At 64.6% G+C, this 12,290-nt stretch carries 9 protein-coding genes; 7 read left to right on the top strand and 2 right to left on the bottom strand.

What is annotated here, in order from left to right; genetic code table 11:
- Nucleotides 1–358: 358 nt before the first annotated feature.
- Nucleotides 359–1,120 (bottom strand): SDR family oxidoreductase, encoded by a 762-nt coding sequence (locus tag AC0L3S_RS23770; RefSeq protein WP_473264725.1) that lies wholly within the window; start codon nt 1,118–1,120, stop codon nt 359–361.
- 99 nt (nt 1,121–1,219) lie between these two features.
- On the opposite strand from AC0L3S_RS23770, the gene AC0L3S_RS23775 reads away from it, so the two are divergent.
- Nucleotides 1,220–2,749 carry a malonate--CoA ligase gene (locus AC0L3S_RS23775; RefSeq protein WP_473281632.1) on the top strand — a complete coding sequence of 510 codons (1,530 nt, stop codon included), beginning with the start codon at nt 1,220–1,222 and terminating at the stop codon, nt 2,747–2,749.
- Between the two features lie 206 nt (nt 2,750–2,955).
- On the opposite strand, the gene AC0L3S_RS23780 is transcribed toward AC0L3S_RS23775, so the two are convergent.
- Complete coding sequence (locus AC0L3S_RS23780; RefSeq protein ID WP_473281634.1) at nt 2,956–3,816, bottom strand: sulfite exporter TauE/SafE family protein; 861 nt, start codon at nt 3,814–3,816, stop codon at nt 2,956–2,958.
- Nucleotides 3,817–4,335: 519 nt separating this feature from the next.
- On the opposite strand from AC0L3S_RS23780, the gene sdhC reads away from it, so the two are divergent.
- The 6 genes from sdhC to AC0L3S_RS23810 all read left to right on the top strand — a co-directional run bounded on the left by sdhC (nt 4,336) and on the right by AC0L3S_RS23810 (nt 12,213).
- The gene (sdhC, locus tag AC0L3S_RS23785) at nt 4,336–4,734 is read left to right on the top strand and encodes a succinate dehydrogenase, cytochrome b556 subunit (protein ID WP_473281636.1); all 399 of its coding nucleotides are present in this window, start codon (nt 4,336–4,338) and stop codon (nt 4,732–4,734) included.
- Nucleotides 4,731–5,147, top strand: a complete 417-nt coding sequence (gene sdhD / locus AC0L3S_RS23790) for a succinate dehydrogenase, hydrophobic membrane anchor protein (RefSeq protein WP_473281638.1) — start codon at nt 4,731–4,733, stop codon at nt 5,145–5,147. The genes sdhC and sdhD overlap by 4 nt, the downstream gene beginning before the upstream one ends.
- Before the next feature lie 3 nt (nt 5,148–5,150).
- Nucleotides 5,151–7,001, top strand: a complete 1,851-nt coding sequence (gene sdhA, locus AC0L3S_RS23795; RefSeq protein WP_473264721.1) for a succinate dehydrogenase flavoprotein subunit — start codon at nt 5,151–5,153, stop codon at nt 6,999–7,001.
- A 42-nt stretch (nt 7,002–7,043) separates the two neighbouring features.
- A complete protein-coding gene (locus AC0L3S_RS23800) occupies nt 7,044–7,826 on the top strand; it encodes a succinate dehydrogenase iron-sulfur subunit (RefSeq protein WP_473264720.1) in 783 nt (260 codons plus the stop codon).
- A gap of 188 nt (nt 7,827–8,014) precedes the next feature.
- Nucleotides 8,015–10,204 carry a hybrid sensor histidine kinase/response regulator gene (locus AC0L3S_RS23805; RefSeq protein WP_473281640.1) on the top strand — a complete coding sequence of 730 codons (2,190 nt, stop codon included), beginning with the start codon at nt 8,015–8,017 and terminating at the stop codon, nt 10,202–10,204.
- A 53-nt stretch (nt 10,205–10,257) separates the two neighbouring features.
- On the top strand, nt 10,258–12,213 hold the full coding sequence (locus AC0L3S_RS23810; RefSeq protein ID WP_473281642.1) for an ABC transporter ATP-binding protein/permease: 1,956 nt from the start codon (nt 10,258–10,260) through the stop codon (nt 12,211–12,213).
- The last annotated feature ends 77 nt before the right edge of the window (nt 12,214–12,290 follow it).

A 12,290-nucleotide genomic window follows, 5' to 3' on the forward strand; every position in this document is an offset into this window, starting at 1 on the left:
AGGGTCTCCCGATTGGATTGTGACCGGCGATTGCCGGCGTTCGAGTTGGGCAACAACGGTGGCTGCGACCTGTGAACGTGAAGCAGCAGCGCCGTCGTTGGCTCGAATTACGGGAGGGTTTGCGAAGCGGTTTCGAACAAAACTTCTTTGTGATGGGTGAAACTAAGTGCGGGTGTGTTCGTGGGGGCGCACTCCCCGTCGTCGTCCTGGCGAAAGCCAGGACCCATTACCTCAGGGAGGAGTTGCGGTGCGACGCTGGCTACTCCGAGTCTTCGCCAAACGACTGCCCGGGGAATGGGTCCTGGATCTGCGCTGCGCTTGTCCAGGACGACGATGGCGATGAGACTCGCGCTACACCTCAATCCCTGTTGTGCGGCGTCTGAATGAACCCGCGATTATGCGTCGGGCTGATCAAGAGCTCGTTGATGCACACTCGCGCCGGCATGCTTGCGATGAAGGCGATGGTGCGGCCGAGATCTTCCGATTGCAGCATCCTGGCCTGCTCCTCTTCGCTCGGCACCACCGGGCGCAGCTTCAGGATCGGGGTCGCCACCTCGCCCGGCATCAGGCAGCAGGCGCGCAGGCCATTGACGCATTCGTCCATGTTGAAGGAATGGGTCAGCGCCAGCACCGCATGCTTGGTTGTGGTGTAGGCCGGGCCCGGCATTTTCGAGACGTGGCGGCCGGCCCAGGACGAGACGTTGATGATGGAGCCGTCCTGTTGCTTGCGCATCGTCGGCAACACCGCGCGCATGCAGTAGAGCACGCCGTTGAGATTGACCTGGACCAGCTTATCCCAGCCCTCCAGTTCCATGTCCTTCCAGCTGCGCTTGGGGACATTGATGCCGGCATTGTTCACCAGCAGGTCGATCCGGCCGTGCTTCGCGACGATCTGATCGGCCGCCTTCTGGGCCGCGGCGGAGACGGACACGTCCAGCGCAATGGCCTCGGCGGCCCCGCCCGCCCCAGTGATCTTCGCAACCACGGTATCCAGGGCGTCCTTGCGCCGGCCCGAGACCACCACCGTCCAGCCGTCAGCCGCCAGCGCCTCGGCGCCGGCCTCCCCGATCCCGCTGCCGCCGCCTGTCACCCAGGCCACGCGTTTCCCGTTTTTGGTCATGCAAACTGTCTCCGTTGCTTCATCGGGGCGGTTTTTGCTAATCCAGCCCTCGGTTTTGACCGGCATTGTGGTCAAGCCTTGCGGTCGAGGAAATCTTGCATGAACCAAGCTGCCAACGCCAATTTGTTTTCCCGCCTGTTCGACGGCATCGACGATCCGAAGCGCCTCGCGATCGAGACGCATGACGGCGGGCGCATCAGCTATGGTGATCTGATCGCCCGGGCCGGACAGATGGCCAATGTACTGGTCGCGCGCGGCGTGAAGCCCGGCGACCGCGTTGCGGTTCAGGTCGAGAAATCCGTGGCCAACATCGTGCTGTATTTGGCCACCGTGCGGGCCGGCGCGGTCTACCTGCCGCTCAACACCGCCTATACGCTGAACGAGCTCGATTACTTCATCGGCGACGCGGAGCCCTCGCTGGTGGTCTGCGATCCCGCCAAGGCGGAAGGGCTTGCCCTCATCGCCGCCAAGGTGAAAGCGAAAGTCGAGACGCTCGGGGCTGACGGCAAGGGCTCGCTGACGGACGCCGCTGACAAGGCGAGCAGCGAATTCACTACGGTCCCGCGCGCAAGCGACGATCTCGCCGCGATCCTCTACACGTCGGGCACCACCGGCCGCTCCAAGGGCGCGATGTTGACCCACGACAATCTGGCGTCGAACTCGCTCTCGCTGGTCGGCTTCTGGCGCTTCACCGACAAGGACGTGCTGATCCACGCGCTGCCGATCTACCACACCCACGGCCTGTTCGTGGCGACCAACGTGACGCTGTTCGCGCGGGCGTCGATGATCTTCCTGCCGAAGCTCGATCCGGATCTGATCATCAAGCTGATGGCGCGTGCCACGGTGCTGATGGGGGTGCCGACGTTCTATACCCGTCTGCTCCAGAACGCTGCACTGTCGCGCGAAACCACAAAGCAAATGCGGCTGTTCATCTCGGGCTCGGCGCCGCTGCTGGCGGAGACCCACCGCGAATGGTCGGCCCGCACGGGGCATGCGGTGCTCGAGCGCTACGGCATGACCGAGACCAACATGAACACCTCGAATCCCTATGACGGGGAGCGCGTGCCCGGCGCAGTCGGCTTTCCGCTCCCCGGCGTCTCCATTCGCGTCACCGATCCCGAGACCGGCAAGGAGCTGCCGCGCGACGAGATCGGCATGATCGAGGTCAAGGGCCCGAACGTGTTCAAGGGCTATTGGCGCATGCCGGAGAAGACGAAGGCGGAATTCCGCGACGACGGTTTCTTCATCACCGGCGACCTCGGCAAGATCGACGCCAAGGGTTACGTCCACATTCTCGGCCGCGGCAAGGATCTCGTCATATCCGGCGGCTTCAACGTCTACCCAAAAGAAATCGAGAGCGAGATCGACGCCATGCCAGGCGTGATCGAATCCGCCGTGATCGGCGTGCCCCACGCCGATTTCGGCGAGGGCGTTACGGCGGTGCTGGTCTGCAACAAGGGCGCCGATGTGACCGAGGCCGCGGTGTTGAAGGCACTCGACGGGCGCTTGGCAAAGTTCAAGATGCCCAAGCGGGTGTTCGTCGTCGACGAGCTGCCGCGCAACACCATGGGCAAGGTGCAGAAGAACGTGCTGCGCGATACGTACAAGGATCTTTACGCGAAGAAATAGGGGCGTGCTGTAACAGTATGACAGCGCCAATTTCGCTGTCGTCCTGGCGAAAGCCAGGACCCCTTACCCCGAGGGGTGGTTTGGCGAAGACTCGTGGTTGTCAGTCTCGAGTCACACTTCTGGCTGGGGCAATGGGTCCTGGATCGGCGCTCGCTCCGCGAGCTTGTCCAGGACGACTATGAAGAGACAGTGCGCGATAAGCTCCGTCAGAGCCCGCCCAGCAAACTCAGCACAAACCGGCTGCCGACGATAAACAGATAACACCCGAACGCGACTTCCAGCCTCCGCTTGGACATCGCATGCGCGGCTCTGACGCCAAGCGGCGCCGTCACAAGGCTCATCGGCATCACCAGCACGGCGCCGATCAGCGAGACGTAGCCGAGCGCGAACGGGACTTGCAGGGCTGCAACGCCGGGATAGTGCGCGGCCGCAGGCCAGCCGGCATAGATGTAGCCGAGCGCGCCGGGGATCGAGATCAGCACCGCGAGGGCCGACGATGTCGCCACGGCCTGATGGATCGGACGGCCGTAGAACGTCATCAGCAGATTCGAAAACAATCCACCACCGATGCCCATCAAGGTCGACAAAATGCCGACGCAGAAGCCGTAGATTCGCATCAGCGGCCCCTTCGGCAGATCATCGCCGAGCTTCCAGCTCTCGCGCGCGAAGATCAGCCGTACCGCGGCCGACCAGGCGACGGCGACGAACACGATCTTGAACAGCCGCTCCGGTGCGTAGCGCGCGACCACGCTGCCGACGATGACGCCGATCAGGATCGGCAGCCACCAGACCCGAAGGATCGCAAGATCGACGGCGCCGCGCCTGTAGTGCGCCTGGAACGAACGGATCGAGGTCGGAATAATGACAGCAAGCGAGGTACCGATGCAGAGCGGCATCCGCACCTCCAGCGGCACACCCGCGATGCGGAAGCACTCGTAGAATACCGGCACCAGAATCGCGCCGCCGCCGATGCCGAACACGCCGGCCAGGAATCCGGAGAGCGCGCCCGTTGCGATCAGCAGCAGCGCGAGCTCGGCGATCTCCTTGATATCAAGTCCTGCAATCACCCCTGACCTGCCCCGGCGATGGCTCGCAACTTCTCCGATGCATCACTCGGACAGCTGCCCGCAATGCTCTAGGCGATCTGATTTGGCGGGTCGACCGCCGCATCGCCGGTCTGGGGTGGGGTGCGGGCTGCGCATATCCGCCCGTCTCGCGAAAAATCGGCACGCTTGGCGGAAATTGATAATTGCTCCCCGATCATCCTGGCGGTTCGAACGTCATGAACTGACTGGTTCGAACCCTCGCTGGTCTGCCCCGGCTTAGAGCCGTTCCAATAGTAATTTCAATGCGCCCCAGCTCTCCCGGCAAGCGATGAATTGATGTTCTGTCTTTCCTCGGTGCACCATTGCTCTGGTATACCAAGCGCCCGATTGGCCTTGTTACATCAAGGGCCTAGAGCTGAACCCAAGTTCGATTTATGGCGATTTGGTGATTGCGCAGGTGAAATCGACTCCGTAAATAGAGCCGACCTTTCGCGATCCCCGCGCGCCCCATGCTGGGCCGCAATAAAGCAATTGAAGCCCATGACCGCACGGATCGAACGACCGCTTTCACCGCACATACAGACCTACCGCTGGACCCTGACGATGGCGCTCTCCATCGTCCATCGCGCCACCGGAATTGCCCTCTACGCCGGAACGCTGCTGCTGGCCTGGTGGCTGATTGCGGCGGCCTCGGGCCCCGCCGCCTATAGCCACGTCCAGGCCTTCACCGGCAGCATGATCGGCCGGCTGATCGTGTTCGGCTTCACCTGGGCGCTGATGCACCACATGCTCAGCGGTATCCGGCATTTCGTCTGGGACCTCGGCTACGGCTTCAAGGCCAATGAGCGCGAAGCGTTGACCTGGGGCGCGTTGATCGGTGGCATCGTGCTCACGGTCCTGGTCTGGATCATCGCCTACGCGATCGGAGGGGGACGATGAGTTTCGACGAATCCCACGGCTCTCCGAAGGGCTCCTCCATGCGCACCCCGCTCGGCCGCGTGCGCAATCTCGGCGCGGCGCATTCGGGCACCTCCGATTTCTGGCGCCAGCGCATCACCGGCGTCGCCATGACGCTGCTGATGATTCCCGTGATCGTGATCGTGATGATGCTGCTCGGCCGCAACCAGGCCGGTGCCGCACAGATTCTCGGCTCGCTGCCGGTCGCGGTGATCCTGCTGCTCTTCATCTTCGCCAGCGCCTGGCACATGAAGATCGGCATGCAGGTCGTGATCGAGGACTACATCCATAACGAGAAGCTGAAGCTCATCTCGATCATGCTCAACAACTTCTTCTCGTTCGCCGTGCCGCTCGCCTCGACCTACGCGATCCTGAAACTTTCCTCCGGAGTCTAAGCCATGCCAACCGGAACATCGGCCACAGATACCAATGGCAAGGCCAACGGCGCTCCCGCCACCAACGGCAAGGCCTATCCGATCGAAGACCACACCTACGACGTCGTCGTGGTCGGCGCCGGCGGCGCGGGCTTGCGCGCCGTGGTCGGCTGCAGCGAAGCCGGCCTCCGCACCGCCTGCATCACCAAGGTGTTTCCGACCCGCTCGCACACCGTCGCGGCGCAGGGCGGCATCTCGGCGTCTCTCGGCAACATGCACAAGGACGACTGGCGCTGGCACATGTACGACACCGTGAAGGGGTCGGACTGGCTGGGCGACCAGGACGCGATCGAATACATGGTGCGCAACGCGCCCGAGGCGGTCTACGAGCTCGAGCATTGGGGCGTGCCGTTCTCGCGCACCGAAGACGGCAAGATCTACCAGCGTCCGTTCGGCGGCATGACGATGGACTACGGCAAGGGCCAGGCGCAGCGCACCTGCGCCGCCGCCGACCGCACCGGCCACGCCATGCTGCACACGATGTACGGCCAGTCGCTGCGCCACGCGGCCGAGTTCTTCATCGAGTTCTTTGCCATCGATCTGATCATGGACGACCAGGGCACCTGCCGCGGCGTCATCGCGCTCAAGCTCGACGACGGCACGCTGCACCGCTTCCGCGCCCAGTCCGTGATTCTGGCGACCGGCGGCTATGGCCGCGCCTATGCGTCCTGCACCTCGGCGCACACCTGCACCGGCGATGGCGGCGGCATGGTGCTGCGCGCCGGCCTGCCGATGCAGGACATGGAGTTCGTGCAGTTCCACCCGACCGGCATCTACGGCTCCGGCTGTCTCGTCACCGAAGGTGCGCGCGGCGAAGGCGGCTATCTCGTCAATTCCGAGGGCGAGCGCTTCATGGAGCGCTATGCGCCTTCCGCCAAGGATCTGGCCTCGCGTGACGTCGTCTCGCGCGCGATGACCATCGAGATTCGCGAAGGCCGCGGCGTCGGCAAGAAGAAGGACCACATCTTCCTTCATCTCGACCATCTCGATCCCGCGGTTCTGGCCGAACGCCTGCCGGGCATCTCGGAATCCGCAAAGATCTTCGCCAATGTCGACGTGACGCGCGAGCCGATCCCGATCGTGCCGACCGTGCACTACAACATGGGCGGTATCCCGACGAACTATCACGGCGAAGTCCTGACCAAGAAGGACGGCGACGACAACGCCATCATCCCCGGCCTGATGGCGATCGGCGAAGCCGCTTGCGTCTCCGTGCACGGCGCCAACCGCCTCGGTTCCAACTCGCTGATCGACCTCGTGGTGTTCGGCCGCGCTGCGGCGCTGCGCCTGGCCGAGAAGCTCACCCCGAACGCCAGCCAGCCGGAATTGCCGGCGAACTCGTCCGACCTGGCGCTCGGCCGGCTCGACCACTACCGCTACGCGTCCGGCGGCACGCCGACCGCGAAGCTGCGCGAAGGCATGCAGCACGTGATGCAGAACAATTGCGCGGTGTTCCGGACCGGCGACATCCTGAGCGAAGGCCAGAATTTGATCGAGAAGGTCCACAGCGGCATCACCGACATCGCCGTGTCCGACCGTTCGCTGGTGTGGAATTCCGACCTGATCGAGACGCTCGAATTCGACAATCTGATCGCGCAGGCGGTGGTGACGATGAACTCGGCCGCCAACCGCACCGAGAGCCGCGGCGCTCATGCCCGCGAGGACTTCTCCGAGCGCGACGACAAGAACTGGATGAAGCACACGCTGGCCTGGCTGGAAGATTCCGGCAAGGTCAAGATCGAGTACCGCCCGGTTCACGACTACACCATGACCAACGACGTCCAGTACATTCCGCCCAAAGCTCGCGTTTACTAAACGGCGCGCGTGTACTGAGCGAACAGCGAAAGCTTTATCGAAATGGTTGAATTCGCACTTCCGAAGAACTCAAAGATCAGCGGCGGCAAGACCTGGCCGAAGCCCGCGGGCGCGACTGAAACTCGCGAGTTCCGCGTCTATCGCTGGAATCCGGACGACGGCAAGACTCCGAGCGTCGACACCTATTACGTCGACACCCATGATTGCGGGCCGATGGTGCTGGACGGCCTGATCTGGATCAAGAACAACATCGACCCGTCGCTGACCTTCCGCCGCTCCTGCCGCGAAGGCGTCTGCGGCTCCTGCGCGATGAACATCGACGGCCAGAACACGCTGGCCTGCACCCGCTCGATGCACGACGTGAAGGACGGCGCGGTGAAGATCAATCCGCTGCCGCACCAGCCTGTCGTGAAGGACCTCATCCCCGATCTCACGAATTTCTACGCGCAGTACGCTTCGGTCGAGCCGTGGCTGAAGACGACCTCGCCGACGCCGCAGAAGGAATGGAAGCAGAGCCACGAGGACCGCGAGAAGCTCGACGGCCTCTACGAGTGCATCCTCTGCGCGTGCTGCTCGACCTCGTGCCCGAGCTATTGGTGGAACAGCGAGCGCTATCTCGGTCCCGCCGCGCTGCTCCAGGCCAACCGCTGGGTGTCGGATTCGCGGGATGAAGCGACCGGCGAGCGGCTCGACAATCTCGAGGACCCGTTCCGCCTCTATCGCTGCCACACCATCATGAACTGCGCCAAGGCCTGCCCGAAGGGCCTCAACCCGGCGGAGGCCATCGCCGAGCTCAAGCTCAAGATGGTCGAGCGCCAGATCTAGGCGTCATTCATGCTGCGATCCCCGGCCGGAATGGCCGGGGCATTCTACGGCGGGCGCGTGTTCGAGTAGATTTTGCTCCGCCCCTGCGCGCGCACGCCCGCGGGTTGCAACCTCTGGTTCCCGTCACGAGCCGCTTCCTTCCCGGCGCGAAATTCAAGTAAGCTCTCCGGTGTGGGACCGGAGCGACCGTGCAGGGCGCACAACGCAATTCGCTGAGATTGCTGCAGTGGATGATGGCTGCGTCCCTGGCGCTGCCGATTGCGCTGTTCGCGATCGCCGCCTCGATCTCCTACACCTCGACCAAAGACATCGCCGACCGCGAGATCGAGCGCACCCTCGATGTCGCGCATGAGCATGCGCTCAAGGTGTTCGAGACCATCGACCGCAGCCTTGCCGAGATCAACGAGGTGGTGCGCGGCATGCCCGACGGCATCATTCGCTCGCGCGAACCGGCCCTGCACCGCCGCCTGAAGCAGCTGACCGATTCGCTACCGCAGCTCAAATCGGCATGGATCTTCGACGCGGACGGAAAGTCGCTGGTCAACAGCCTCGCCTCGCCGCCGCCGGCGCAGAGCTTTGCGGATCGCGACTACTTTGCCGCCCATGTCGACAAGAGCATCGGCAGCTACATCGGTGTTCCCCTGACGCCGCGCCAGCCTTATCAGGGCGCGCGCTTCTTCGGGGTCAGCCGCCGCCGCGGCTCCGACGACGGCAGCTTCATCGGCGTGATCCAGGCCTCTGTTCTGCCGGAATATTTCGAGAGCTTTTATGCCCGGATCGGCTCCGATCCCGGCAGCTTCCTCGCGATGGCACGCACCGACGGCGTGGTGCTGGCGCATCTTCCGCGGCTGGATCGCGACCTCAGGCTCGATCCCAACGGGCCGGTCGGCCGCAGCATCGCAGCTCACCCCGAGCACGGCCTCATCACCATCGCCTGGCCATCGGACGGGGTCGAGCGGCGCATCGGCTACCGACGCATCGCCGAATACCCGATCTATGTCAGCGCGGGGTTGGAGACCTCGGCAATCCGCGCGCGCTGGTTCGCCACCATGGGACAGCATCTGGTGTTCGGCATTCCCGCCACCGCGCTGCTGTTTCTGCTGCTGGCGTTCGCGTTCCGGCGCACCCAGCATCTCCAGGCCGAGGCCGCCGCGCGACGCGAAGCCGAGGAGGCGCTCAAGCACAGCCAGCGCCTGGAGGCGCTCGGCCAGCTCACCGGCGGCGTCGCGCACGACTTCAACAACCTCCTGACCGTGATTCGCGCCTCGGTCGACCTGCTGAACCGGCCGCAGCTGAGCGAGGAGCGGCGCCAGCGCTACATCACCGCCATCGCCGACGCGGTCGGGCGCGCGGCCAAGCTGACCTCGCAGCTGCTCGCCTTTGCACGGCGCCAGACCTTGAAGCCGGAAGTGTTCGACGTCGGCGCGCGGCTGCAGTCGCTGCACGACATGCTCGCGACGCTGCTCGGGCCCGCGATCGAAATCGCGATGCGGCTGCCGGCCGGGCCCTGCCTCGTCAATGCCGATGCAAGCCAGTTCGAGACGGCGTTGATCAACATGGCGACCAATGCGCGCGATGCCATGCACGGCAAGGGCAGGATCGTTTTCAAGGTCGAGGCCGCGGCGACCATTGCGGACACGCGGGCTCCCGTCTCGGCCAACCCTGAGCTTTCAGGCCACCATGACCTTCCTGGCAAACAAGACCTTGCTGGCAAACACGGCTTCGTCGGCATTGCCGTCAGCGACACCGGCATCGGCATTCCGGCTACGCGGCTCGAGCGCATCTTCGAGCCGTTCTTCACCACCAAGCAGGTCGGCCACGGCACCGGTCTCGGGCTGTCCCAAGTGTTCGGCTTCGCCCGCCAGTCCGGCGGCGAGGTGACAGTCACCAGCGAGGTCGGCCACGGCAGCACCTTCTCGCTCTATCTGCCGCGCGTGGCGCCGCATTTGCTGCCGCAGCGGCAGGCACCGAACACGGCCCCGGCCATGGCCGGCAGCGGGATGTCGGTGCTGCTGGTCGAGGACAATATCGAGCTCGCCAATTTCGCGGCCGACGGCCTCACCGAGCTCGGCTACAGCATCACGCTGGTCGACAACGCAACCGATGCGCTCGCCGAGCTGGTCCTGGATTCCGATCGCTTCGATGTCGTTTTCTCCGACATCGTGATGCCCGGCATGACCGGGCTCGATCTCGCGCAGGCGGTCCGCGACCGCGGCATCGGCGTGCCGGTCGTGCTGACCACCGGCTACAGCGAGGCGCTGTCCCAGGATGGCAAGATCGATTTCGAGTTCGTGCAGAAGCCCTATGCGATCGATCAGCTGTCGCGCGTGCTGCACCGGATCGCACGGCGCCGGGTGCGCGACGGCGCCGCCGAATGAGCTGACGCTGGGAACCGGCGGGAACCTTTTGATTTCTCTTGCGTTATCCGGCCATGCAAAAGCCGGCCAGAAAGCGTGAAGCGGGCAAGAAGCCGCCCATTGTCGAAATCGTCGGCGAGACCGGGGAGGAAGTGGATCCGCCGCCGCCCGAGCTGGTCGAACCCGACCCGGAGCTATCGCCCGAAGAGGCCGAGCAGGCCCGCAAGGACTATCTCCTCACCCGCTTCTGGATCAGCGCGCGCGGCTTCTGGGGCCGCAACGGCGACCGGCTGGCGTGGCTCTACTCCATCGGCCTCGGCGTGCTGATCGTCCTGACCGTAGGCTTCCAATACGGCATCAATGTCTGGAATCGGGCGATCTTCGACGCGATCGAGAAGCGCGAGGCGTCCACCGTTTTCCATCTCACCGCGGTGTTCTTCCCGCTCGCGATCGGCAGCATCGTGCTCGGCGTGGCGCAGGTGTTCGCGCGCATGGGCATCCAGCGGCGCTGGCGGGCGTGGCTGACGGCCAGCGTGCTGACGCGCTGGCTTGGCAACGGCCGCTATTACCAGCTCAATCTCGTCAGCGGCGACCACAAGAATCCGGAATACCGGATCGCGGAGGATCTGCGCGTCGCGACCGATTCGCCAGTGGATTTCCTCGCCGGCGTGACGTCCGCGCTGCTGTCGGCCGCGACCTTCATCGTCGTGCTCTGGACCATCGGCGGCGCGCTCACCGTCACGCTTGCGGGATCGTCGGTGACCATCCCCGGCTTTCTGGTGATCGCCGCGATGCTTTATGCAGGAATCGCATCGGGCTCGATCCTGGTGATCGGCCGTCAATTCGTGCAGGTCTCCGAGGACAAGAACCAGGCCGAGGCCGATTTCCGCTACACGCTGACGCGCGTGCGCGAGAACGGCGAGAGCATCGCGCTGCTCGGCGGCGAGGAAGAAGAGCGCGACGGCATCGACCGCAATTTCACCAACGTGCTGCGGCAATGGGCGCGGCTGGCGGGTCAGCACATGCGCACCACGCTGGTGTCGCAGGGATCGAGTCTTGTTGCTCCCGTGGTCCCTCTCCTGCTCTGTGCCCCAAAATTCCTCGATGGCAGCATGACGCTGGGTCAGGTGATGCAGGCGGCTTCTGCCTTCACCATCGTGCAGAGCGCGTTCGGCTGGCTGGTCGACAATTATCCGCGGCTCGCCGACTGGAATGCCTGCGCGCGCCGCATCGCCTCGCTGATGATGTCGCTCGACGGCCTCGAGCGCGCCGAGCAGGGCGACGGAATCGGCCGCATCAAGCGCGGCGAGACCAGCAACGACGCCATGCTGGAGCTGAAGGATCTCTCCGTCACACTCGATGACGGCACCGCCGTGGTCGGCGAGACCGAGGTGGTGATCGAGCGTGGCGAGCGGCTGCTGGTGGCCGGCGAATCCGGCACCGGCAAGAGCACGCTGGTGCGCGCCATCGCCGGGCTCTGGCCATGGGGTGGCGGCAGCGTCAATTTCCATCCCGACCGGCGGCTGTTCATGCTGCCGCAGCGACCCTACGTTCCCTCGGGCTCCTTGCGCCGCGCGGTTGCCTATCCCGGCGCGGAAGACGACTGGACCGTCGAGGAGATCGGCGAGGCCCTGCACAAGGTCGGCCTCGACCATCTCAAGGAGAAGATCGAGGAAGAAGCACCGTGGGACCAGACGCTGTCCGGCGGCGAGAAGCAGCGCCTCGCTTTCGCGCGGCTGTTGCTGCACAACCCTGATATCGTGGTGCTCGACGAGGCGACCTCGGCGCTCGACGAGAAGAGCCAGGACAAGATGATGAAGATGGTCACCGACGAGCTGCCGAAAGCGACCATCGTCAGCGTCGCGCACCGTGTCGAGCTGGAGGCATTCCACAGCCGCAAGATCGTGCTGGAGCGCCGCAAGGGCGGCGCAACACTCGTCAGCGACATCGACCTGATCCCGCGCAAGGGCAAGCGCAAGCTGCTCGGCCGCTTCCTGCGCCAGCGCAAGGCTCCGAAAAAGGCGGCCTGACCTGTAGATGGGGTAACGGGTCGGCCTCCGCGGCCAAGCCGCGCTAGCTACGGCGCTATGTGATGCGCGCGTCGCGC

The sequence above is a fragment of the Bradyrhizobium sp. Ken01 genome (assembly GCF_055807355.1).